The following is a 24,704-nucleotide window of genomic DNA, read 5'->3' as shown; positions in this document are numbered from 1 at the left end:
GATTAGTCCGCTCATAATTCAAAATGAACCATGTCCATCTGGAGGTAAAATGTCCAAATTTGCGCGTTCCGGTCTCGCCCTCGTCGCAGTAACGCTGTTCGCAGGAGCCGCCCACGCAGATGAAGTGAACATTTACACGACACGCGAACCGGGTCTCATTCAGCCCCTGCTCGACTCTTTCAAGTCGTCCACGGGAATTACGGTCAATACGGTGTTCCTGAAGGATGGTCTGGCAGAACGTGTGACCTCTGAAGGTGCGAATTCGCCCGCTGACATCCTTATGACGGTCGACGCCGGTAATCTGGTCGATCTCGTTGACAAGGGCCTTACCCAGCCAGTCGATTCCAAGGTGCTGAAAGAGGCTGTTCCGGAGCAGCTTCGCGACGCGAAGGATAACTGGTTCGCGCTCTCCATGCGCGCTCGCGTTGTCTATGCAGCCAAGGATCTGGAACTTGACAAGATTAATTATGAAGACCTCTCTGATCCGAAGTGGAAGGGCAAAGTCTGCATCCGTGCGGGGCAGCACCCTTACAACACCGCTCTCTTCGCGGATTATATTGCGCACTATGGTGCGGAAAAGACTGAAGAATGGCTCAAGGGTCTCAAGGATAACCTCGCGCGCAAAGCTGCTGGCGGGGACCGTGACGGAGCTAAGGATATCGTCGGGGGGATCTGCGACATAGCAGTCGCCAATTCCTATTATGTCGGTCTGATGCGTTCGGGCAAGGGCGGCGACGAGCAGAAGGCTTGGGGCGAAGGCATCAAGGTTCTGCTGCCAACTTTCAAGGATGGCGGTACTCAGGTTAACATCAGTGGTGCGGCTGTTGCAAAGAACGCGCCGAACAAGGGCGCGGCAGTCAAGCTGCTTGAATATCTGGTTTCCGATGAGGCTCAGCAGATCTATGCCAAGGCAAATTTCGAATATCCGGTAAAGCCGGGTGCGCCGCTTGATCCGATCGTGGAATCGTTCGGTGAGCTGAAGATCGACAGCGTTCCGCTGTCTGAAATTGTCAGCCATCGTAAGCAGGCAAGTGAACTGGTCGACAAAGTCGGTTTCGACAACTAAAAGCCTGACGAGTTAAGCAAAATAACGCCGGTGCAGTTCATGCGCCGGCGTTGCACTATAGAGAGACGAATGGAAGTCCTTGCAGCCATGCGGAAACGAGTTTTGCAACCCGCAAGAGCAGGGCGCAGCTGGTTAAGGTTCTCGGTTTTCGTCGCAATTCTGGTTTTGCTGCCGGTTTTCGCCCTTGCATTGGAAGCCATACAAGGCTCAGCCGGGCTATGGATGCATCTATTTACCACCAACCTGCCAACGGCTTTTCTCGAAACAGTCATTTTGCTTACCGGCGTTGGCATTATCGCTGCCGTCCTCGGGACGTCGATGGCTTGGCTGGTCACAGCTTATGATTTTCGCGGTCGGGGTGTGCTGGAATGGGCGCTTCTGCTGCCATTGGCTGTACCGACATATATTATCGCTTATGCCTATCTCGATATCCTGCATCCCATTGGTCCGGTGCAAGGTGCTGTGCGCTTCGTACTAGGATATGAAAGCCCGCGTCAGTTTCGATTGCCCGACGTCCGCTCGATGACCGGGTGTATCATCCTGCTAGGCTTCGTTCTCTATCCCTATGTCTATATTCCTGCACGAGCCATGTTTCTCACCCAATCCGCCAGCCTCATCGAAGCGGCGAGAACTCTGGGGGTAAGCCGCAAGGGCATCTTCTGGCGGGTTGCATTGCCACTTGCCCGGCCTGCAGTGGCAGTCGGTGTCAGTCTGGCCTTGATGGAAACATTGAACGATGTGGGCGCTGCCGAGTTCCTGGGTGTTCGCACATTGACCGTTTCGATTTATACGACCTGGATAACGCGTTCCGATCTGCCTGGTGCAGCCCAACTTGCACTCGCTCTTCTGTTTCTGGTTGTTGCTCTCGTTTCAATCGAGCGCTGGGCGCGGCGCAAGCAGCGCTTTGCTTCCAATATCCGCCATTCGCGTGGCTTCGAGCCGTTGAAAGTCAGACGAGGGCAAGCGATCTGGTTGTTCTGTCTCTGCTCAGTGCCGGTAGTCATCGGATTCCTACTGCCGGCAATCTATCTGGTCGTGGAGGCCATAAAACGTATTCGCTTTGCAGGTGTGTCCCTGCGATTGCTCGGCGAAGCTTTTAATACCGTTGCTCTGGCTTCGATCGCGACTGCGCTGGTGCTGATATGCGGAATGTTTGTCGCATATGCCGTCCGACTTTTTCCGGGTTCAATTTCGCGCTGGTCTTATCGCTTTTCGACGATGGGATATGCAGCGCCGGGCACTGTAATCGCCATCGGCATTCTGGTGGTCGCCGGCGGCTTTGATCATCTCTTCAATCAGTTCACATCGCATTTCTTTGGATATTCCGCCGGATTGGTACTGATTGGGACAGGCGCAGCGGTCATCTATGCCTATGTGGTCCGATTTCTCGCTATTTCTGCAGGTGGTATTGATTCCGGATTAGAACGCATACCCTTGTCGCTGGATCACGCATCGCGCACATTAGGGCGCGGTGTGACACAAACATTCTGTGCAGTTCATCTGCCATTATCCAGAACTGCCATTGTGGCGGCAGGTCTGCTCGTATTCGTAGACTGTGTGAAAGAATTACCAGCAACACTTTTGCTGCGTCCACTTAATGTCGAAACTTTTGCAACGCATCTTTATGGTGAGGCTGCACGCGGGACTTATGAGGAAGCGTCTATTGTGGCGCTTGCCATCGTGGTAGTCGGAATTTTGCCCGTGATATTGCTTGCTCGTGTCGGGCGGCGTTTTGGCAAGCGTACTTGATCCACTCTTGCAACGTCAGCTTATGTGGACCGATATATATATCATAGTTCAGAAATGCTTAAATAGTTATTGGTACTTTTGTTCAGGGAACAAAGCACAGTCTGAATGATGCTTCTGGCTGTATTTTTATATGGTGGCACTTCAGGCGGGCGCAGGGGGCGGTATGTTTAAAGTCCTGGAATGCGTAACAGTACAGCACGATCAGCCTTTCGTGGTTTTGGCTGCATCCATCTCATTTACAAGCATGTTTGCTTTCTTTCTGTTGCTCGTCCGCGCGCGGGAATGCACGGAAAGCCGCCGTGACAATTGGCTGGCGATAAGCGCGCTTGCGGGTGGATTGGGCGTGTGGGCAACCCATTTCGTGGCGATGCTTGCATATCGTGGCACTGTGGCAATCGAGTTCGATTTTACGATCACGGTTCTTTCAGCGGCAATTGCCGTACTTGGCTTTTGGCTGAGTGTGCGCTTCCTGAATGGTAAGGCGTTCAAATACGTTTTGATCGCAGCCATTTCAGCAACCCTATCGATTGCCGCAATGCATTTCACTGGTATGAGCGCAATCAGAGCAGCAGCAGATGTTCACTATGACCTTCCGCCGATCCTGATTGGCAGCATAATATCGATCCTGCTTTTGCTGGCTGCTTTCTGGTTTGTGATGAACACTGCCGGCTGGATGCGCGTTTTTCTACCGACCGTTGGGGGGATTCTTGCTGTTTGCACGCTCCACTTTACTGCAGTTGCGTCGACCGAGCTGGTTCCAAACCCGACCCTTCCTGCTGCTGATCCGCTGGGCATAGGGCGTCTCTGGCTGATCGGTGCAATTGCCGCTGTTGTCAGTATAGTAGCGCTGACAACGATTGTTGCAGTATTTGTAGATCGTTACATGACTGACTTGAAGGGATTTGCGAACGCTACCCTGGACGGACTGGCCGTCGTTCGTGATGGTGGAATAGTCGAGATGAACGCTCGGTTTTCCGATCTCATGCGGCGCAGTGAAAAGGCGCTTGTCGGTGTTGCGCCGGATACTCTGTTGCTGGCGGCCGATGGGCTCACCGTCTGTGCTTCTCGCCCGGAAGCAATCGAGGCCGCACCCAAATTTCCAAATGATGAGCGCATCTTTGAACTCGCGGTTCATACGATTGAGTATCAGGGACGTCCCTGCGAAGTTCTGGCTGTCCGTGATCTTACCGAAAAGCGTACGGCCCAGCGTCAGATCGAGCATATGGCGCGGCATGATACACTCACGGATTTACCTAACCGAATGTTCTTTGAAGAGCGTCTCGCAAACGCAGTGGCACGCCGCAGCCGGGAGCCTTTTGCTGTACTCGCGCTTGATCTGGACCGGTTCAAGGCAGTGAACGATATTTTCGGCCATGCCGAAGGTGATCGGGTATTGAAGACGGTTTCCAGCATTCTGAAACGATCCATAAACGGTATAGACACGGCAGCACGTATTGGCGGCGACGAGTTTATCATTCTGCAGGTCGGGGTTCCGCAGCCGAAGGGTGCACGAAAACTGTCCGAAAAGATTCTGGATACCTTCCGGTCGGAACTGAATACAGTACTCGATCCGACTGCTGTCGGTGTCAGCATTGGCGTTGCCGTGTATCCGAATGACGGCAAGGATGCAGAAGCCATCCGACATGCGGCAGACATTGCGCTTTATCGGGCGAAGACAGAAGGACGGGGTACGGTTGCATTCTACTCGCCGGAAATGGACCGCGAAATAAGAGAGCGCCGCCAGATGGAGGCTGATTTGCGCCACGCCATGGTTCGCGGTCAGATCAGTATTGCCTATCAGCCATTGTTCGCGACAGCAGATGGTAGTTGTACCGGCTATGAAGCACTGGTTCGTTGGAACCATCCGGAACGTGGCCAGATACCACCGGAGGTTTTTGTTCCTATCGCTGAGGAAACGGGGGTAATTGTCCCACTCGGTGAGTGGGTTCTGCGTGAAGCCTGCCGCACTGCCGCCGGATGGGAAAAGCATTTAACTATCGCCGTAAACCTCTCCCCCGTACAGTTCCGTTTGGTCAATCTGCCGGACACGGTGAGTTCGGTTCTTCTAGAAACGGGCCTGGATCCTACGAGATTGGAGCTGGAGGTAACGGAAGCCGCATTGATGAAGGACCGATTGACGACACTCGAACTGTTGCGTCGCATGAAGAAGCTGGGTGTCCGTATCGTGATGGATGATTTCGGCACTGGCTATTCGTCGCTTAGTAACCTTCAAAGTTTCCCATTCGACAAGATCAAGATCGACCGCAGTTTCATCACCAGCATGGAAACGGATGTTAGTGCGAGAGCCATTGTACGAGCCATCGTCGGGTTGGGTCGTAGTCTTGATCTTCCGGTGGTGGCTGAGGGTATAGAAACCTTTGACCAGCATCGCATGGTGATCGAAGAGGGTTGCGAACAGGTTCAAGGCTTTCTTTTCGGGCGTCCGGCCAATGCGCCAGCGTCAGCGGATCCGTCTTCGCGGCTTCCTAGCAAAAAGGGCGGCGGGCAAGTAAAGACTTCCTAATAAACTGCAACCTTGTGAATAATTTTGAGGCTTCGGTGTTACCGGAGCCTCTTTGCTGTGCCGAATTGTTACGAAGCTGTTATCTGATGCGATTGTGAATGAAATTCCATAGTGAAATATTCAGGGGCCGGAACCACAAATTTCTCAATCGCTGGAAGGGGTTGCGTCACATCGAACGCAGTCGAACACTGCGAATAGCGTAGTGTTTTCAACACGATATTTCGCGTGATCGCAATAATAAGTGAATTTATCCGAAGGAGCTTTCCGTGCTTGTAACACGTTACGGCCACAAAGCGAAAGCTGAATAGGACGAACAGTAACAGTACTAGTGATCGTAAAGACAAATCCCGTAACGGGGTCCTCGATACGCATCTTGGTTAAGTGGATGATGGAAACGATGCTTACTTCGCAACAATGGCTTCCGGTCGAGTTGCTCAATATCGGGCTGGCCGCTGCCCTTTTCTTCGCCTGCCTTGTTCACTCACTGTGGAAGGCTGTCTTCGATGAGCTCAACCCGGTATTCTGGCGCCGCACGGCTGCTCTGCTCTGGGCTGGTATCTTTATTGTCGCGCTGAGCGGCGGGATTGAAAGCTTCAACTGGCCACAGGCTATTGGATGGCTTCTCGTTCTTGGCGGTGTTGTTGCGACTGTTACACGTACCGGTATGAGCTATTATCGCCAATATTGCGCTCATACATCGCGCGGTGTTCATTCGGGTCGTACCCGGCTTTCTGGACGGTGATCGCCATGTTTGCAAAGACTGTTGAAATGCCTTTGCGGCTTCACCGCCCACATAGCTTGCGCTCGTTCTTTATCCGCGCTTTTGCTGCTGCACGATCCCGTAAATATTCGTAGAGCGTGCGCCCGATCGGCAGTAACCAAGAATGGGGCCCTCAGCTTCATCCAGCGCTGCCGCCATCGCGTCCACATCTTCTTGTGTCAATTGTCCGCCCACAACCGGGATGTAGTAAGTTGCAAGCCCGGCTTTTTCGGCGACACGTGCAATTTCGCTGAACTCGGGTTGTTCAGGGCCGCCTTCGCCGTCAGGCCGATTGCAAATGATTGTGCGAAATCCCTCCGCTGCAATATCGCGTACGTCGTCAGGCTCGATCTGGCCCGAGACTGAATAATTGTCGTCTACCTGGCGAATATCCATATTTTCCTCACTTGCCGCTCAAATCGCGACGGCTTGTCCGGTGGCAACTTACATTAAAGTTGTTTTCATGCCACATGAAACTGCTGGGAGAACGGATGCGATGACAGGGGAGCTATTAAGGTGACGATCCACAAGGTTAGCCAGAGCGCTGTACGTATCGCGCATCGTGTGTCGAGCTTTCACGAAAGCACCCGAATGGTCCCGGAAGAAGTGCCTGTGGCGGTCAGCTATAACGGTTCAACCCAAGCCGTAATGATGGCTACGCCGGATAATCTTGAGGACTTCGCGATCGGTTTCACGCTCACCGAGAATATCGTTGACCATATTTCCGAGATAGAAGCGGTTAATGTCGTAGCCTTTGAAAAGGGTATAGACCTACAGATCAGACTTTCCGAACGCCCCGAGCAGAGGCTTGCCGCGCGACGCAGGTTTATGGCCGGTCCCGTTGGGTGTGGTCTCTGTGGTATAGATTCAATCGACCATGCGTTGCGGTCGCTTGAGGCTTTGGAACAAGGTGATAGGAAATTCTCTTCCAACGATATTTCAATGGCTGTCGCGTCTCTTACGAAAGAGCAGCAACTGAATGCTGAGACCCATGCAGTTCATGCGGCGGGGTTCTATGTGCCAGGCGAGGGGCTTATTGCTGTACGTGAGGACGTGGGGCGGCACAACGCATTGGATAAACTCGTCGGAGCTGTCTTGCTTACCGGTACTGCACCGGGAAATGGGATCGTCGCGATTACCAGCCGTGTTTCGGTCGAAATGGTGCAGAAAGCAGTTATGTTCGGCGCGCCGGTTTTGGCTGCCATCTCCGCGCCGACAGCTCTTGCCATTCGAACGGCGGAAGATGCTAACCTGACGCTTGTTGCACTGGTGCGAGGTGTTGAATTCGACGTTTATGCCCACGGAGAGCGTATCGCAGGAGAATGACCGGCCTTTTCGCAAAGGCCGATCGAAGCATCATTATGCAAGTGCGGCAATACGGCTGCGTTCGCTAACGACTTGCAACACCGCATTGGCTGCTTCCACGCCCTTCACTTTGAAGTGGGCATGGAAAAATTCATGATGTTCCCTGTTTTCATGGAAATGATGCGGCGTCAGAACAACGCTGAGCACCGGAACTTCGGTCTCTAAGCCGACTTGCATCATGCCGTTGATGACGGCAGTTGCCACGAAATCATGTCGATAGATGCCGCCATCCACGACGAACGCAGCGCCGACAATGGCAGCATACTGGCCGGTTTTGGCCAGAGTTTTGGCGTGGAGAGGAATTTCATAGGCGCCTGGAACGTCGAAGATTTCGACTTCTATATTGGTGCCAGCCTTTGCGGACAGTTCCGCGATAAAGCTCTTGCGAGCTTCGTCGACAATATCGGCGTGCCAACGGGCCTGAATGAATGCGATCTTGAAGGAAGTCTTGTTCGGATAGCTCTGGTTCATAGGTTCCACACGAAACTAGAATCAGGGCGCACAAAAGAACGCATTGATTGTGCCAAGGGCGCAATCCTAACGCTCATTCGCTCTCTTCCATCCGGACTTTAACCGTCGGCTCCGGCATCTCACCGGATCTGCTGACCCTGAACGGAAGCCGAATCGGCATCTTTTCAGGCGCTCGCGGGCTCGAAACTTTCGCTTCATACCGCCGGTGGGGAGTTTCACCCCGCCCCGAGAACAAGCCCGCACACCATTGTGCGAGCGGCGTGAAATTAGGGTTTCCTCGCGGGCTTGTCCAGTAAAATAAGGGAAATTTTATACTCCCGACATTTCAGGTCGATGAGGGGGATTTTAGAGTGCTGGTTTGATGGGAGGCACCATGTAAAACGCTGCCCTTGAGGTGGCAATGCTTTAATTTCTAAGCGTTTTTCAGGGCGCTGGCTCTACCTGAAGTTTTAATCGATTGAATTTTACGCGTTTTATCTATCGGAAGATATTGACACGCTGGCAGGGTTTGGGCCTATCCTATGTTCACATCTTGTCTTGCGGATATTTAACATCCTTAAAAGACAACGTTGTCAATTGGGCTTAAGCGGCGTATGAGTGGGATGGAGGATTTCAGGAAAAGCGTCGTGAGGGATGGCCGGGCACAGGTGAAAGCGGAAGCTTTCGCATCGTATTGCGGCAGTGAGTAGGAGAAACTGGTTGTGAGGTGCAGCTGGTTTCGGGTCTGTGCCGAAGAGGTGCAGATGGGAATGACGAGACGGATTACTGCGCTGAAGCAAAGGCTTGGCCAGATATCCGATAGTTTTAGTTTCGTTTGTTTCTACGGGAGGTAGACATGCATAAACTTTTGAAGCTCGCCGCGATGGGTACAGCCGCCTGTGCTTTGCTCGCCGGAATGACCCCTGTTGCCAGTGCGCAGGACAAGCAGAATGTTGAAGTTCTGCATTGGTGGACTGCTGGCGGTGAAGCCGCCGCGCTCGACGTTCTCAAGAAGGATCTCGAAAAGAAGGGCATTAGCTGGACCGATATGCCGGTTGCCGGCGGCGGTGGTACGGAAGCCATGACAGTACTGCGCGCGCGCGTCACAGCTGGTAATGCTCCGACGGCAGTGCAGATGCTCGGCTTCGACATCCGCGATTGGGCAGAGCAGGGTGCTCTTGGTAATCTTGATGAGATCGCAAACAAGGAAGGTTGGGAAAAGGTCATCCCGGCTCCTCTGCAGGAGTTTGCCAAGTATGACGGCCACTGGATCGCTGCTCCTGTCAATGTTCACTCCACCAACTGGATGTGGATCAACAAGGGAGCGCTTGACAAGGCCGGCGGTAAGGAGCCTACCAACTGGGATGAACTGATCGCTCTTCTCGATAAGTTCAAGGAACAGGGCATCACTCCGATCGCTCATGGCGGCCAGCCATGGCAGGACGCAACGATATTTGATGCTGTAGTACTTTCTTTCGGTACAGATTTCTACAAGAAGGCCTTCATCGATCTGGATCCCGAAACGCTCGGCAGCGATACGATGAAGCAGGCTTTCGATCGTATGACGAAACTGCGCTCCTATGTTGACGATAACTTCTCCGGTCGCGACTGGAATCTGGCTTCAGCTATGGTCATTGAAGGTAAAGCCGGCCTTCAGTTCATGGGCGACTGGGCGAAGGGTGAGTTTGTCAAGGCTGGCAAGAAGCCGGGCGAAGACTTCGTCTGCATGCGCTATCCGGGCACCCAGGGCGCTATCACATTCAACTCCGATATGTTTGCCATGTTCAAAGTCTCGGAAGACAAGGTTCCTGCACAGCTTGAAATGGCATCGGCGATTGAAAGTCCGACTTTCCAGTCGGCATTCAACGTCGTGAAGGGCTCCGCTCCGGCTCGTACCGATGTGCCTGATACCGACTTCGATGCTTGCGGCAAGAAGGCTATCGCTGACGAAAAGGAAGCGAGTGAAAAAGGCACGATGCTGGGCTCCATGGCGCATGGTTACGCTAACCCTGCTGCGGTGAAGAATGCGATCTATGACGTCGTAACACGCCAGTTCAACGGTCAGCTGTCCTCGGAAGACGCCGTGAAGGAACTCGTGTCGGCTGTTGAAGGTGCGAAATAACAGCAATGAGGCGTCCGGTCCTTTCCGGGCGCCTTCTATCTCAGGTGCCCAGGATACTGGCAGCGCATCTGAAAGTGCTGGCATTAGTGGCCAGAAATCAAAACAACAATTGCATGATGAAGGCCTGCATGTTTCCATCGGAAATTGCAGCAGACTGAACTTATTGGGTGCATTCGGTCGCGCATAATGCAGAAGCGCTGGAATGCCGATCAAACAGATGTCCGGAACTTGTGCCTGATGTTTGGCATAGTCCGGGTGGCGTAAACAAGGTGACGCAGATATGCAGCGTAACAACCGATTACAGGAACTGGTGCCAAAGCTGGTTCTGGGCCCGAGCTTTCTGATAGTGCTCGTGTTTGTCTATGGTTTCATCATCTATACGGGCGTTCTTTCGCTAACCAATAGCCGAATGCTGCCGTCATATGGCTTCGTCGGACTTACGAATTACACTAAGCTGTGGGCCTTGCCTCATTGGTGGCGTGCGATCACCAATCTGGCGATCTTTGCATCGCTCTACATCATTATCTGTTCGGTTATCGGGCTGTTCCTGGCGATCCTTCTTGACCAGAAGATCCGCGGTGAGGGCGTTCTACGTCCGATCTATCTTTATCCCATGGCGTTATCTTTCATCGTCACTGGAACGGCATGGAAGTGGTTTCTCGATCCAGGTATCGGTCTGGAAAACACAATGCATTTATGGGGTTGGGAGAGTTTCTCCTTCAACTGGATCAAGAGCAATACAATGGCAATCTACTGTCTGGTGATTGCTGCTGTGTGGCAATCCTCCGGATTTGTGATGGCAATGTTCCTCGCAGGATTGCGCGGCGTGGATAATGAAATCATCAAAGCGGCGCAGATTGACGGGGCATCATCCGGTATGATCTATCGCCGCATCATTATCCCGTTGATGCGTCCGGTTTTCCTGTCGGCTTTCGTGGTTCTTGCTCATCTGGCGATCAAGGCATATGATCTTGTTATTGCGCTGACCGGTGGTGGTCCAGGCCAGGCCACCGAATTACCTGCGACTTTCATGTATTCCTATACGTTCACACGGAACCAGATGGGCATCGGTGCATCGTCAGCGATTATCATGCTGGCGATGATCTTCTCGATTATCATTCCTTATCTTTACTCTGAAATTCGCGGAGGGTCGCGGTCATGAGCGCCCAGTCGCAAGACAATGCCATCAACAGCGGAAAGCTGACGCGAGCGCTGATCTACACTGCGCTACTGCTCTTCGCATTCTATTATCTGCTGCCGCTCTATGTGATGCTGGTCAACTCCTTCAAACCCCTTGAAGAAATCCGCCAGGGCGGGATGTTGAACCTCCCGCAGCAATGGACCATCGAACCATGGTTATCTGCATGGTCGACCGCACAGATCGGAGTTCAGCCTACCGGGCTGAAGCCGTTCTTCATCAACTCGATCCTGATGGTGGTTCCAGCCGTTGCGATCTCGACTATTGTCGGCGCGTTGAACGGTTACGTTCTGACCAAATGGCAATTCCGCGGGTCGAACATCTTTTTCGGCTTATTGCTGTTGTCGTGCTTCATTCCGTTCCAGATCGTACTCATTCCGATGGCGCGTGTTCTTGGTTTTCTGGGGATCGCGGGCACGATTTGGGGACTGATCCTCGTGCATGTGGTTTACGGTATCGGTTTCACGACGCTCTATTTCCGCAACTATTATGAAGCCTTCCCGACAGAACTGGTGCGGGCGGCGCAGATCGACGGAGCGAGCTTCTTCCAGATATTCTGGCGTATTTTGCTACCGTCTTCAGGACCGATCATCGTTGTGTCGGTGATCTGGCAGTTCACGAACATCTGGAACGACTTTCTGTTTGGTGCCTCCTTCTCCGGTGCGAATTCCACACCGATGACGGTTGCACTCAACAATCTGGTTTCCTCCTCCACCGGCGTTAAGGAATACAATGTCCATTTCGCAGCTGCCATCCTGGCAGCTCTGCCGACGCTGATCGTCTATATCGTTTCCGGTCGCTATTTCGTACGTGGCCTGATGTCCGGTGCCGTTAAGGGATAAGTTGCAATGTCTTTTCTGAAAATATCTGATCTTTACAAATCCTACGGCAATGTTTCGGTTTTGAAGGATATCAATATCGAGATCGATGAAGGCGGTTTCCTCGTTCTCGTGGGCCCGTCTGGCTGCGGCAAGTCAACATTGTTGAATACTATCGCCGGGCTTGAGCCGATCACATCGGGTGACATAGCCATCAATGGCAAGTCGGTGTCCGGCCTGCATCCATCCCAGCGCGATATTGCAATGGTCTTCCAGTCTTATGCACTTTATCCGAATATGACGGTTGCCGGGAATATCGCTTTCGGCATGGAAATTCGTAAGGTTCCGAAGGCGGAGCGCGATAAGGCTATTCAGGAAGTTGCCGATATCCTGCAGATCGGCCATCTGCTGGATCGCAAACCAAGCCAGCTTTCAGGCGGCCAACGTCAGCGCGTGGCCATGGGGCGTGCTCTGGTGCGTAATCCGCAGGTCTTCCTGTTCGATGAACCACTTTCCAACCTCGATGCCAAGCTGCGTGTCGACATGCGCACCGAGATTAAACGGCTGCACAGCCGGATGAAAACTACGATCGTTTATGTGACGCATGATCAGATCGAGGCAATGACGCTGGCAACCAAGATCGCCGTTCTCAAGGATGGAATCTTGCAGCAATTCGGAACGCCAGCCGAAATCTACAATAATCCGTCCAATATGTTCGTTGCTGACTTCATGGGATCGCCAGCAATGAACCTGCTAACTGTTCGGGTTGAAAAGAACGGTTCGGGCTATGCCATCAATCTCGGACGAGGCGAAGGCGAGCCACTGAAGCTGCCATTGAAGGCGGCGCCCCAAGGACTAGGCGCTTATGAAGGCCAGGATATTGTCTTCGGTATTCGCCCTGAAGCACTCACAGATCCGGATGGAGCTGATCGCAATGCAAATGCGATAGTGGAAGGGGATTGCCTGATCGATGTTGTCGAGCCCGCAGGCTCGGATACGTTTGCTGTCACGCGATTGGGCGGCAAGCACGTTGTGGCACGACTGCGCGCAGATGCCCGCATCGCTGCGGGACAACCGGCCACGTTGGCCTTCAATCTGGACAAGTCGGTCTTCTTTGACCCGAACAGTCAGGGTCGAATTCTCTGACTGTGAGGCACAAAGTGCAATCTTTGCCAACGCTGCGGAGACTGTTTGAAACGAAAAGAGCGCTTCCATTTTATTGGAAACGCTCTTTTTCATGTCTGCCTGGAGGGCAAAAAACTTTGTTTAGGGGCGCGCTTTAATGCAGGAAATCAAGCCCAAGAAGGCCGACTGCAAGCGCAGTGTTCAGTGAAATGATCATCATTCCGTAGATGATGGCGGTTCTTGTAATATCGTTCATTTCCTACCTCCTTGAACCGGAGCGGCCCCCCACCCGGTTCGAAGCCTCGTGAAACTGTAACGAAATGTAACAAGCTGTTACGGGAAGCGCAACCCTGTTTTACGCAAATGTGAACGGTTGAAATCTGGCGTGAGAAATTCAGTGACTTTTGTCGGCAGAGAGCCAGTTAGGCCCAATACCGCGATAAATTACTGATTTTATCGCATATTCACCGCAATGTGACGCTGCTCTGACTAGCAATAATCAGTGTGGCGCTACATAGGATTGTCAGCTCTTAAATATCCGTCATTTCGGAATATTACCGTGAATCGCATCATTCCTCTCGTACTGGCCATAGCCCTATTCATGGAGCAGATGGATTCGAACGTCATCTCGACGTCGCTTCCTGCTATCGCTGCTGACATCGGTACAAGCCCTATTGCGCTCAAGCTGGCGCTGACCGCTTACCTTGTTGCGCTCGCAGTTTTTATTCCCGTCAGCGGCTGGATGGCCGATCGCTTCGGGGCCAAGAATGTCTTCCGGGCTGCAATTGCGGTATTCGTGGTTGGTTCAGTAGCCTGCGCTGCATCGAATTCACTGACTGCTTTCGTCGTTGCGCGGTTTTTGCAGGGCATGGGCGGTGCGATGATGACACCGGTTGGCCGTCTCGTACTTATCCGTTCGACTCCGCGCAGCGAACTTGTGTCAGCTATGGCGTGGCTTACGATTCCAGCAATGGTCGGGCCGCTGGTAGGTCCACCAGTCGGTGGTTTCATCACGACTTTCCTGACTTGGCATTGGATTTTCCTGATTAATGTACCGATCGGTTTCGTCGGTATCTGGTTTGCAACGCGGTTCCTGCCGGACACAGACGAGCGCATCGTAAAGCGCCTTGATTGGACGGGCTTCTTTCTTTCCGGGATCGCAATGTCGGGCGTTGTCTTCGGACTGTCGGTCGTCAGCCTGCCAGCCTTGCCGCCTGCGGTTGGTTTTACAACCCTTGCAATCGGTATCGTCTGCACGGCTCTCTATCTTCAGCATGCGAGGAGAACCGATGATCCGCTGCTGAACCTGAAACTTTTCGATAATCAGGTATTTCGTTCCGCAGTCATCGGCGGCAGCATTTTCCGGTTCGGGATCGGGGCTATTCCATTCCTGCTGCCATTGATGTTTCAGCTTGGCTTTGGTCTCACACCGTTTCAGTCGGGTATGATGACTTTCGTTTCGGCGATCGGTGCGATCAGCATGAAATTCGGTGCAAAGCGTATCTTCGTTCGCGTTGGTTTCCGGCGCGCCTTGATGGCAGGGTCCTTGATTTCGGCCTGCTTCATTGCCGTCAACGGCCTGTTCACACCGACAACACCTTACTGGATCATCATCGGCTTTTTGCTGGTGGGGGGCTTTGCGCGTTCGTTGTTTTTCACAGGTGTCAATGCGCTTGCTTTCGCCGAAATCCCCGATGAAAAGACCAGTCAGGCGACGCCCATCACGGCAGTGGCGCAGCAGGTTTCCATTGCTATCGGTGTGGCACTGGCAGGTGGTATTCTGGAAATCAGTACGTCGTTACGCGGAGCCCATCTCGAATTGGTGGACTTCCACATCGGCTTCTTTGTGGTTGCTGCCGTTTCCGCTCTGGCTTTTCTCTGGTTTGCGCGGCTCGCACCTGATGCAGGCAAGGAACTGTCTGCGCCAACAGTCGTGAAACATCACGGTAAGGAGCCCGCAGCCGTCGAAGCCGCGAGCACCTCAGCCGGAAAATAAGCTTTAGCCTTTGAAATCGCGGGCGAGCAGATAAAGCTCGACCGATTCCGCGCGTGATGCAGGTGGTTTGACATGATGCACAGAGCGGAACTTCTGCTTCAGCAGAGCTAGTAGTTCATTTTCCGTGCCACCTTGGAATGTCTTGGTGAGAAAATGCCCGCCCGGCTTCAAAACCGAAATGGCAAAATCAGCGGCGACTTCACACAGATGCACGGTACGCAGATGATCAGTCCTGCGGTGGCCTGTCGTCGGGGCAGCCATGTCGGAAATAACTAAATCGGGCTTGTCACCGAGCGCATCCATCAGTTTTTGTGGCGCCTCATCGTCGAGAAAATCCATTTCCAGCAAGACAACGCCGGGCAGGGGGTCGACGTGAAGGTAGTCGATGCCAACAACGTGCGGATTCTCGTCGGTTGAACCGACAATCTTGGCTGCGATCTGCGACCAGCCGCCAGGCGCAGCGCCGAGATCGATGATCTTCTGGCCCTTTTTGAGCAGATCATAACGATCATTGATTTCAATGAGCTTGTAGGCTGCGCGCGAACGATATCCGTCCTGCCTGGATTTGTGCACATAGGGGTCGTTCAAATGGCGCTGCAGCCAGCGGCGTGACGATTCCTTGATCGTGCCTGCCTTTTTCTTCACACGTACCTGCAGATTGCTGGAGCCCGCGCCACCGCGACCACCAGTTTTTACTCCACCCTTGTTTCCGCCTGCCTTGCTCATTTTCAGTGCCTGTTTCTAGCGCCTGTCGCGCGATTGTGTCGCCATGCGCCGTCGCGCGACATCAGTTCGGTCAAAATGCCTTCACGCAAACCACGATCGGCAACAAGTAGTTTTTCGCTGGGCCATACTTTGCGTATCGCATCGAGAATAGCACAGCCTGCCAATACCAGATCGGCGCGATCTGCGCCAATACACGGGTTGGCTACACGAGCGTCAAAATCCCACGACAGAAGACGGTTGGTCATTTGCGTCACATCGTCGGCACCCATCCACATGCCATCGACCCGGCGCCGATCGTAGCGGTCGAGGCCGAGATGAATTCCAGCGAGCGTGGTTACGGTTCCAGATGTACCCAGCAGGTGAAAACGTGGACTGGCAGTCAGATTTCCGAGGCACTGCCGCTCGGCAAATTGCGCAAGCAAATCGGTCACATGCGAAACCATGGAATCGAAACTTTCCTGCGTGACGTTGCGTCCGCCGAAACGTTCTGCCAGCGTCACGACGCCGACAGGAAGAGACGTCCAGGCCATGATATGCTCTGCCAGACGAGGAGAACGGCGACGGGAAACATCAATCAGCGCAATTTCAGAAGAGCCGCCACCAATATCGAACAACACGACGGCATCCGTTTCGCGGGTAACCAGTGTACCGCAGCCTGAAACAGCGAGCCGGGCTTCCGTCTGCCGGTCTACGATCTCCAGTTCAAGTCCGGTTTCCGCCAGAACCCGTGCCAAAAATGCTTCGCCATTCGAAGCCGAACGGCAGGCTTCGGTGGCTATCAGTCGCGAACGTCTGATTTTCTTGCCTGCAAGTTTGTCACGGCAAACCTTCAGTGCTTCAACGGCACGATCCATCGCATTTTCGCTAAGCTGGCCAGTGGCACTCAAGCCTTCTCCCAATCGTACGATGCGTGAAAATGCATCCACAACGCGGAATTGGCCCGGCCGCGTCGGCGACGCAACCAGCAGGCGGCAATTATTTGTGCCAAGATCCAAAGCCGCATAAAGTGGAGCGTCGCTCTTTTCGTGATGCGCGCCATTAGCAGCGCGGGGCATTTGGCCATTGCCGCCCTTACGCTTGTTCGGCGTCGATGCATGTTGGCCTTCCGGGCGCGCGACATTATGCGTAGACTTCAACGCAGCTTCAGCTACCAGCGGCGTCTGCGCATCTTGTTGTCGTGACTGCTTCTTTTTACGAGCGCGGCGGCGGCGATTCGAGATTTTTCCGGAAGATCGCTGTTGGTTGTTCGCTGCTTCTGCAGCCTCGGGCTTTTGCGCAGAAGCTTCAACAGCCGGTACAGACTTACCGCGCCGACGCCGACGCGCGCGTTTGCGTTGGCTCTGCGAATTCGTGCCTTCGGTCTCGTCCTTTGGCTTTGAGCGTCCTGAATCGGATGCACTACGGGCATTGCCGATATCTGTAACGACTTTATTGCGCGGTCTGCGCTTGCCGTTATCGGACGGATTCCGGGCCTGCGAATTGCCCGATTGTCCGCCGGACGCCCCTTGATGCACCATTTCGGCGGTGCGCTCGTCGGGGTTCTTCAAGGTTTTTGTCCTTATGGCGCCGCGCGAACCTGTCAGGACGCAAGCAAGGCGCTTCAATTTCTACGTTGTGCATAATGTAACAGTGGTTTTCTGTTTTACCAAGGGGCAGGCTGTCGAGAGCCGCCGGAAAATTTTGAATGCACGTATGAAATTTGAGCCAACGGCGCGCCCGAGGGCTTTCGCTGGTGGCGAAAGCCCTTAAGGAGACGATATGTCTGCAGGTTAGATGTCGTAAGTATGGGCCGCGTTGATTGTCGCAACGAATTGTTTTGTGCGCTCACGCGTAGGCTGCGTGAAAACCTCGTGTGCGGAGCCCGTTTCAACGATATTGCCCGACTCGAGAAAGACGACGTTCTTTGCAATTTTGGAAGCGAGCCGCAGGTCGTGTGTCGCGATCACCATGGTGGTGCCTTCCTTTGCAAGTTTGCTCAGAACATCAACGACTTCGGAGGCGAGTTCGGGGTCAAGGGCCGAGGTGGGCTCATCGCATAACAGAACACGCGGGGATGGTGCCAATGCACGTGCAATCGCGATACGCTGTTGCTGGCCACCAGAGAGCGTTGAAGGCCAAGCATCCGCTTTATGCGCCATCCCTACCTTTGTGAGCAATTCCGCCGCACGTTCTTTTGCCTTGTCCTTCGGCCATTTCAGAACCGTAACGAGGCCTTCCATCACATTCTGGATCGCGGTCTGGTGAGGAAAGAGCTGGAAGTTCTGAAACACCATGCCTGTCTGGCGGCGGATTGATTGGATTGCCTGCCAACTCGGCTTACGGTCAGGCTCAAAGCTGAGGCTCTGGCCACCCAGAACCAGAGTGCCCGACGTCGGAATCTCCAGCAGGTTTATGCAACGCAGCAACGTGCTTTTGCCTCCGCCGGATGGACCGACTAGTGCTGTTACTGTGCCCTCGGCAATCGCAACGTTGATATCATTAAGGATCACAGCGTCGTCAAAGCGCTTTACGATATGTTGCAGCTCGATCATGCGTTTGTCTCCATTGTGCCGCCATAACGTCCGAAGCGTTTTTCAAGGCGCACTTGCAGCGCTGAGAGTACGGAACTCATCACGAGATAGATCAGGGCTGCTTCGATATAGAGAATGAGAGGTTCGTAAGTGGTCGCGACGATACGTTGCGCGGACTGGAAAAGCTCCGGCACGGTGATGGCGGCTGCAAGCGACGTGTCCTTCACCAAAGAAATGAAGGAATTGGAGAGCGGAGGCACTGCAGTCCGGGTTGCCTGTGGCAGAATGGTGCGGGCAAGTGCCTGACGCCAGCTCATACCAATGGAATATGCGGCTTCCCATTGACCTTTCGGAACGGCAGATATGACCGCCCGGATAATCTCCGAACTATAAGCACCAACGCTGAGAGAGAAACCAATCACGGCCGCTGGAAATGCATCGAGATAGATGCCCGCGCTAGGCAGGCCGTAAAAAATTACGAACAACTGCACGAGCAGGGGGGTGCCGCGGAATATCCAGACATAAAAGCGTGCGATAGATGAAAGCCAAAGCGGAGCGAACAACCGCACGAGCGCAGTCAGGAGCCCCAATGTCAGGCCGAATGCAAAGGACAGAAGGGTGAGGGGAATGGTGAAAATCAAGCCAGCCCACAAAAGAGTCGGCAGGGATTCCACCATCAGTTGAAGCCAATCGGGCACGGTTTTCGGCTCCTCAATAATGCATAAAGTCAGACTGAAATGAACTTGCGCCGATGAACCTGCGCGTCCTTATCTTATACAGTCTGACATTCATGTCTTGGGAATAGTTTTTCACAATCACAATAAGACGAAGCCGGAAGTAGCTTCCGGCTTCGTCTTGTAAACCAGGAAAAACGCTTACTTGGAAACGTCCTGACCGAAATACTTCTGTGAAATTTTGTCGTAGGTGCCGTCGGCTTTAATTTCGTCGAGAGCCTTGTTGATCGCCGTAACGAGATCATCGTCGCCCTTGCGGACGATGATGCCCGACGCGTCGGCATTTTCTTTCTCGGCCACAACCTTGACCGGAGCCTTCGGCTGGTGCTTTTTGAAGTCGAGGAAAGACAGGCTGTCATTAAGGGTCGCATCCGCACGGCCCGTCAGAACAAGCTGGATCGACTGGTCGAAACCGTCTGTGGCTACGAGTTCAGCGCCGGCTTCCTTCGCGAGCTTGCCGTAATTGCTGGTGAGCGACTGCGCTGACTTCTTGCCCTTAAGGTCAGCAAAACCCTTGATCGTATCGTCCTTGTCGTTGACGATCAGAACGACCTTGGAAACGATATAGGGGTTGGAGAAGTTGAATTTCTTCTGACGCTCTTCGGTAATGCCTACCTGGTTGATAACGGCATCATAGCGTTTGGAATCAAGCCCAGCGATGAGCCCGTCCCATTTGCCTTCAACGAATTCCGGCTTTACGCCGAGCTTGGCGGCAACGGCTTCACCAATCTCCACGTCGAAGCCGACAAGCTTGTTGTCCTTGTCGTGATAGGTGAACGGCGCGTAGGTGCCTTCAGTGCCGATCTTTAAAACGCCCGCCGACTTGATGGCGTCGAGATTTTCTCCGGCCATAGCGCCAGTGAGGAGAGCTGCCTGAATGATGCCTGCGGTAGCGATGATCTGAGCGAATTTCATTTTCGGTATCCGTGAACTGGTTGAGGTTCTATTGATCGCAGAAATTTAATTCTAAAGATGGGTCCAAAACGACCATTACGCCACAATTATTAGGATCTGTTACTAATTATTTGAATAATTTGAGTGAATAATTCTAACACCTTTCAGCCGGGATCAGAAGGGTAGAAAAAGCATTCACTAGCCTTTGGTCACTATGAGACGACTTTAACCAATCTATACTGGTTGAACGCAAAGCGCCGCCAGAATTTCAGCTGGCGGCGCTGTGCTGGTCGATGGGCAGGCCAATTACTAAGGCTTACCGTAACCGCCACCGGTTGGTGTGATGACGGTGAAGGCTTCACCTGCTTCCAGAATGGTCTGGTCACAGTTGCCGAGCACTTCGATGGAGCCGTCCTTTCGCCGTACTTCATTGCAACCGGTTTGACCGGCTTTGCCGCCTTCAAGGCCGAAGGGCGCTACGCGGCGATGCCCTGAGAGAATGGCGAAATCGAGCGTCTTAAGTGCACGGATCGTGCGCTTGGTGCCGTCGCCAGCATGCCACTTGCCCTTGCCACCCGATCCTTGCCGAATATGGAAATCTTCCAGTAACACCGGGAAGCGTGTTTCCAGAATCTCCGGATCGGTGAGGCGGGAATTGGTCATATGTGTATGCACGGCATCTGCACCGTTGAAACCCGGACCGGCGGGGGCGCCGGAACAGATGGTTTCGTAATATTGATATTCATCATTGCCGAAGGTCAGATTATTCATTGTGCCCTGCGCTGCGGCCATGGCCTTGGTCGCGCCGAACAGGCAGTTGGTGACAGCCTGACTGACCTCGACGTTGCCCGCCACGACCGCCGCCGGATATTGCGGCGAGAGCATTGAGCCTTCCGGCACAACGATCTTGATCGGTCGCAGGCAGCCCGCATTCATTGGAATGTCGCCCTCGACCAGCACGCGGAAGACATAAAGCACAGCTGCACGGGTCACGGGTTCCGGTGCGTTGAAATTGTCGGAACGCTGTTCCGACGTGCCGGTGAAATCGACCGTCGCTTCGCGCTTTTCCTTGTCGATCGTGACGCGCACCTCAATTTGGCAACCCTGATCCATCTCATAGGTGAAATGGCCGTCCGGCAGCTTGTCGAGCACACGGCGCACGCTTTCAGCGGCATTGTCCTGAACATGGCCCATATAGGCTTTCACAACATCCTCGCCGAAAAGATCGATCATCTTTTTCAGCTCGGCGACGCCCTTTTCGTTGGCCGCGATCTGCGCCTTCAGGTCGTTGACGTTCTGCGTCAGGTTGCGGACAGGATAGGTGGCGCCAGTCAGCAGAGCAGCGAGCGCCTCCTCTTGGAAGGTGCCGCGATCCACCAGCTTGAAATTGTCGATATAGACTCCTTCCTGTTCGATATCGATCGCAAGCGGCGACATGGAACCGGGCGCGATACCGCCAATATCCGCATGGTGTCCACGGCTTGCTACCCAGAAGCGGATTTCGCGATTGTCGTCATCGAAAACTGGCGTGCAGACGGTGAGGTCGGGAAGGTGGGTGCCGCCATTATAAGGCGCGTTGATGAGGAACACATCGCCCGGCTTGATATCGCTGTTCTCGCGAATGGCGGTCGCCACTGATGCATCCATGGAACCGAGATGCACCGGCATATGCGGCGCATTGGCGACGAGATTACCTGCAGCGTCGAAAACCGCACAAGAGAAGTCGAGGCGCTCCTTGATGTTCACCGAATAGGCGGTGTTCTGAAGCGTCACGCCCATTTGCTCGGCAATGGACATAAAGAGATTGTTGAAAATCTCCAGCATGACCGGGTCGGCTTCAGTGCCGATGGCTGTGCGGGCGGGCAGCGCCTTGATACGTGTCAGCACAACATGGTCATGGGCAGTCAGGCGCGCCTGCCAGCCATCTTCGATAACGATGGTCTGGTTCTTCTCGATGATGATTGCCGGACCGGTGACGGTCTGGCCACGCTGCATCTGTTCGCGCAAGACAACGCCCGCATCGTGCAACTCGCCCTGCGAGAAAAAGCGGGTCCGCTTGGCAGTCTCGGCTTCCAGATCGCTGTCGAGCGATTGGGCGCTTTCGGTTTCGCCTGCGCCACCGCCAACGGCTTCGACTTCCACAGCATCGATAACGAGAGCCTTGTTTTCCGCAATGAAGCCGAAACGGCGCTTATGGGCCGACTCGAACTCGGCGCGAAGACGGTCGGCATTGTCCTCGGCAGGGAAGGTGGCTTCGACGGAGAGGACCGTATCGGTACCAGCATAGCGGACGTGAGCACGCAGATGTCGCTCAACCGCATCTGCTTCAATGCCTTGTATAGTGAGTTCGGCGACACATTCCTGCGCGAGTTCTTCACCCAGTTCTTTCAAGGCTGAAGGTGCTGCCGGATCGAGCGCGACGCCGAGCGCCTTTTGGCGCGTGGCGCGAATATCGGCCAGGCCCATGCCATAGGCGGACAGCAGGCCGGACATGGGATGGAGAAGAATATTCTTCATGCCAAGCGCATCGGCCACGAGGCAGGCGTGCTGGCCGCCCGCACCGCCGAAACAGTTGAGCGCGTAGCGCGTCACATCATAGCCGCGCTGGACGGAAATTTTCTTGATGGCCTCGACCATATTGGCAACCGCAATGCGGATGAAACCATCAGCAACCGCTTCCGGCGAACGACCATCACCAATCTCGGCTGCGAGCGCGGTGAAGCGTTCGCGCACCCGCTCCACATCTAACGGTTGGTTCTGTTCGGGACCAAAAATTGCCGGGAAGAATTCCGGCAGCAGCTTGCCCAGCATGACATTGGCATCGGTGACGGCGAGCGGTCCGCCATTGCGGTAGCAGGCCGGGCCGGGATTGGCGCCTGCCGAATCCGGGCCGACGCGGAAACGTCCGGCGTCATAATGCAGGACCGAGCCGCCGCCTGCGGCGACCGTGTGGATCAGCATCATGGGTGCACGCACGCGCACACCGGCAACTTCCGTTTCAAAAGCGCGTTCATATTCGCCGTCGAAATGCGCGACATCCGTGGAGGTGCCACCCATGTCAAAGCCGATGACTTTCGGGAAACCAGCTGTTTCGCCGGTGCGGGCGAGGCCGACGACACCGCCTGCCGGGCCGGAGAGGATTGCATCCTTGCCCTGAAACAGATCGGCTGCGGTGAGACCGCCAGACGACATCATGAACATGACGCGCGCGCCGGTGCGCTCGACATCCAGCTCGTTGGCAACCTGCGCAACATAGCGGCGAAGAACCGGCGACAGATAGGCATCGACGACAGTGGTGTCGCCACGACCGACCAGCTTGATCAGTGGCGAAACTTCATGGCTGACGGAGACCTGTTCAAAGTCGAGACTGCGCGCAATGCGAGCAATTTCAGCCTCATGTGCAGGGAACTTATAAGCATGCATGAGCGCGATGGCGACGGACTTGTAGCCCTGTTCCTTCAGTGCAGCCAGTACGGCTTCCGCCTCGGCGGGATCGAGCGCCGTTTCGACCGTGCCGTCTGCCTGAACGCGTTCGTTCAGTTCCACGACCTTTTCATAAAGCGCTTCCGGCTTGATAATTTCGGTCGCAAAGATGTTCTTGCGTTCCTGATAGCCAATGCGCAGCGCATCGCGAAAACCCTTGGTGGTGACAAGGGCCAGCCGCTCGCCCTTGCGCTCGAGAAGCGCATTGGTCGCGACCGTCGTTCCCATACGAACTTCCCCGATGACACCGGCAGGAACCGGCTCGCCAGTTTTCAGGCCCAGATGCAGGCGAATGCCGTGAACGGCGGCATCCTTATAGGCAGACGGGTTTTCGGAGAGAACCTTACGGGCATGGAGCTGGCCCTGTGGATCGCACCCGATGACATCGGTAAACGTGCCGCCGCGATCGATCCAGAAATCCCATACTCCGCGTCCTGTTCCGCTCATTATCGGCTCCCTCACACAGCACTACTGGTGCATTTCGAAATCTTTTCAGAATTTCATAGTCCCACTTTATTGACAAAATGTCGATAAGATGGTGACATAAAATACACATAAATAAGGGAGCAGCAAGAATGGGGAAGAACAGGGACAGTGAAGAAACTGTAGCGGCGTCTTCCGAGACCCGAGAAACAAACTTCAATGAAGTCGCGTTGCCCAGGCATCTGCGCCCCGTTGCCTCAATAGGTCCCATTGTATCGTCTGCGCATCTTGCCGAAGGCGGTTCGCCGGGTATGTCCGAGGTTGAATATGGCCTCATTCTCGCATCGCACGCGTTTTCGCGCTGGATGGTTCGCTGCATGGCTGCAGCAGGATTGCCGGGGCTCTCTCCCATCGAAGTGCTGATTCTTCATTCGATCCGTCATCGTGATCGCGAGAAGAAGCTTGCCGATATCTGCCTTGTTCTCGATATTGAAGATACGCATATTGCGACGTATGCCATCCGCAAGCTTGAAAATGCCGGTCTGCTGACCACCGGCAAGGCAGCGAAGGAAAAGACGGTGAAGATCACCGCCAAAGGAGCAGAAGCCTGCGCGCGCTATGCGCAGATTCGCGAACGCCTTCTGGTTGATTCCACCGCCAATGCGCGCCCGTCTGAAGAAGCGCTTTCGGAAGTGGCTGCCCTTTTGCGTTTCATGTCCGGCGCATTCAATCAGGCCACGCGGTCTGCCATCACACTTTAA

General features: G+C 54.1%; 19 protein-coding genes and 1 riboswitch. Of the genes, 11 read left to right on the top strand and 8 right to left on the bottom strand.

The window, feature by feature from the left end; translation table 11 throughout:
- Window positions 1-49: 49 nt before the first annotated feature.
- The 4 genes from AAE521_RS01745 (at window position 50) to AAE521_RS01730 (ending at window position 6,081) form a co-directional block, all read left to right on the top strand.
- Window positions 50-1,066, top strand: a complete 1,017-nt coding sequence (locus AAE521_RS01745) for a Fe(3+) ABC transporter substrate-binding protein (protein ID WP_071632140.1) — start codon at window positions 50-52, stop codon at window positions 1,064-1,066.
- A 69-nt stretch (window positions 1,067-1,135) separates the two neighbouring features.
- Window positions 1,136-2,815: an ABC transporter permease gene (locus AAE521_RS01740; protein ID WP_374864429.1), complete on the top strand. Its 1,680-nt coding sequence runs from the start codon at window positions 1,136-1,138 to the stop codon at window positions 2,813-2,815.
- Window positions 2,816-2,978: 163 nt separating this feature from the next.
- A complete protein-coding gene (locus AAE521_RS01735; protein ID WP_071632245.1) occupies window positions 2,979-5,339 on the top strand; it encodes a bifunctional diguanylate cyclase/phosphodiesterase in 2,361 nt (786 codons plus the stop codon).
- Between the two features lie 385 nt (window positions 5,340-5,724).
- Window positions 5,725-6,081: a hypothetical protein gene (locus AAE521_RS01730; RefSeq protein ID WP_181152406.1), complete on the top strand. Its 357-nt coding sequence runs from the start codon at window positions 5,725-5,727 to the stop codon at window positions 6,079-6,081.
- 69 nt (window positions 6,082-6,150) lie between these two features.
- On the opposite strand, the gene AAE521_RS01725 is transcribed toward AAE521_RS01730, so the two are convergent.
- On the bottom strand, window positions 6,151-6,495 hold the full coding sequence (locus AAE521_RS01725) for a protein tyrosine phosphatase family protein (protein WP_010659007.1): 345 nt from the start codon (window positions 6,493-6,495) through the stop codon (window positions 6,151-6,153).
- Window positions 6,496-6,615: 120 nt separating this feature from the next.
- Between AAE521_RS01725 and fdhD the strand changes: the two genes are divergently transcribed.
- On the top strand, window positions 6,616-7,425 hold the full coding sequence (fdhD, locus tag AAE521_RS01720; protein WP_071632142.1) for a formate dehydrogenase accessory sulfurtransferase FdhD: 810 nt from the start codon (window positions 6,616-6,618) through the stop codon (window positions 7,423-7,425).
- Window positions 7,426-7,458: 33 nt separating this feature from the next.
- Here fdhD and AAE521_RS01715 read toward each other — a convergent pair whose 3' ends face one another.
- Complete coding sequence (locus AAE521_RS01715) at window positions 7,459-7,935, bottom strand: 6,7-dimethyl-8-ribityllumazine synthase (RefSeq protein WP_071632143.1); 477 nt, start codon at window positions 7,933-7,935, stop codon at window positions 7,459-7,461.
- 75 nt (window positions 7,936-8,010) lie between these two features.
- Window positions 8,011-8,172: riboswitch (FMN riboswitch) on the bottom strand.
- A 598-nt stretch (window positions 8,173-8,770) separates the two neighbouring features.
- On the opposite strand from AAE521_RS01715, the gene AAE521_RS01710 reads away from it, so the two are divergent.
- From AAE521_RS01710 to AAE521_RS01690, 5 genes are all read left to right on the top strand, one after another.
- The gene (locus AAE521_RS01710; protein WP_342060340.1) at window positions 8,771-10,036 is read left to right on the top strand and encodes an ABC transporter substrate-binding protein; all 1,266 of its coding nucleotides are present in this window, start codon (window positions 8,771-8,773) and stop codon (window positions 10,034-10,036) included.
- Window positions 10,037-10,316: 280 nt separating this feature from the next.
- Entirely contained in the window at window positions 10,317-11,198 is an 882-nt protein-coding gene (locus AAE521_RS01705; RefSeq protein WP_071632145.1) for a carbohydrate ABC transporter permease, read from the top strand.
- Window positions 11,195-12,076, top strand: a complete 882-nt coding sequence (locus AAE521_RS01700) for a carbohydrate ABC transporter permease (RefSeq protein ID WP_010659002.1) — start codon at window positions 11,195-11,197, stop codon at window positions 12,074-12,076. The genes AAE521_RS01705 and AAE521_RS01700 overlap by 4 nt, the downstream gene beginning before the upstream one ends.
- Before the next feature lie 6 nt (window positions 12,077-12,082).
- The gene (locus tag AAE521_RS01695) at window positions 12,083-13,198 is read left to right on the top strand and encodes an ABC transporter ATP-binding protein (protein ID WP_071632146.1); all 1,116 of its coding nucleotides are present in this window, start codon (window positions 12,083-12,085) and stop codon (window positions 13,196-13,198) included.
- Window positions 13,199-13,736: 538 nt separating this feature from the next.
- Window positions 13,737-15,173: a DHA2 family efflux MFS transporter permease subunit gene (locus tag AAE521_RS01690; RefSeq protein ID WP_071632147.1), complete on the top strand. Its 1,437-nt coding sequence runs from the start codon at window positions 13,737-13,739 to the stop codon at window positions 15,171-15,173.
- A 3-nt stretch (window positions 15,174-15,176) separates the two neighbouring features.
- Here AAE521_RS01690 and AAE521_RS01685 read toward each other — a convergent pair whose 3' ends face one another.
- From AAE521_RS01685 to AAE521_RS01660, 6 genes are all read right to left on the bottom strand, one after another.
- Complete coding sequence (locus AAE521_RS01685) at window positions 15,177-15,899, bottom strand: RlmE family RNA methyltransferase (protein WP_012093175.1); 723 nt, start codon at window positions 15,897-15,899, stop codon at window positions 15,177-15,179.
- Window positions 15,900-15,901: 2 nt separating this feature from the next.
- Window positions 15,902-17,446 carry a Ppx/GppA phosphatase family protein gene (locus AAE521_RS01680; RefSeq protein WP_071632148.1) on the bottom strand — a complete coding sequence of 515 codons (1,545 nt, stop codon included), beginning with the start codon at window positions 17,444-17,446 and terminating at the stop codon, window positions 15,902-15,904.
- Between the two features lie 222 nt (window positions 17,447-17,668).
- Complete coding sequence (locus AAE521_RS01675; protein WP_071632149.1) at window positions 17,669-18,430, bottom strand: amino acid ABC transporter ATP-binding protein; 762 nt, start codon at window positions 18,428-18,430, stop codon at window positions 17,669-17,671.
- Window positions 18,427-19,107, bottom strand: coding sequence for an ABC transporter permease subunit (locus AAE521_RS01670; protein ID WP_071632150.1), 681 nt, complete (start codon window positions 19,105-19,107; stop codon window positions 18,427-18,429). The genes AAE521_RS01675 and AAE521_RS01670 overlap by 4 nt, the downstream gene beginning before the upstream one ends.
- 177 nt (window positions 19,108-19,284) lie before the next feature.
- A complete protein-coding gene (locus AAE521_RS01665) occupies window positions 19,285-20,058 on the bottom strand; it encodes an amino acid ABC transporter substrate-binding protein (protein ID WP_071632151.1) in 774 nt (257 codons plus the stop codon).
- A gap of 288 nt (window positions 20,059-20,346) precedes the next feature.
- Window positions 20,347-23,967, bottom strand: a complete 3,621-nt coding sequence (locus AAE521_RS01660) for a hydantoinase B/oxoprolinase family protein (protein WP_342060339.1) — start codon at window positions 23,965-23,967, stop codon at window positions 20,347-20,349.
- A 128-nt stretch (window positions 23,968-24,095) separates the two neighbouring features.
- On the opposite strand from AAE521_RS01660, the gene AAE521_RS01655 reads away from it, so the two are divergent.
- Window positions 24,096-24,704 carry a winged helix DNA-binding protein gene (locus AAE521_RS01655; RefSeq protein ID WP_071632153.1) on the top strand — a complete coding sequence of 203 codons (609 nt, stop codon included), beginning with the start codon at window positions 24,096-24,098 and terminating at the stop codon, window positions 24,702-24,704.

The organism is Brucella cytisi (genome assembly GCF_038433355.1).
GTDB classification, from domain to species: Bacteria; Pseudomonadota; Alphaproteobacteria; order Rhizobiales; family Rhizobiaceae; genus Brucella; species Brucella cytisi.
Note: the sequence above shows the minus strand (reverse complement) of the source record. Positions and strands in the feature narration are given on the sequence as shown.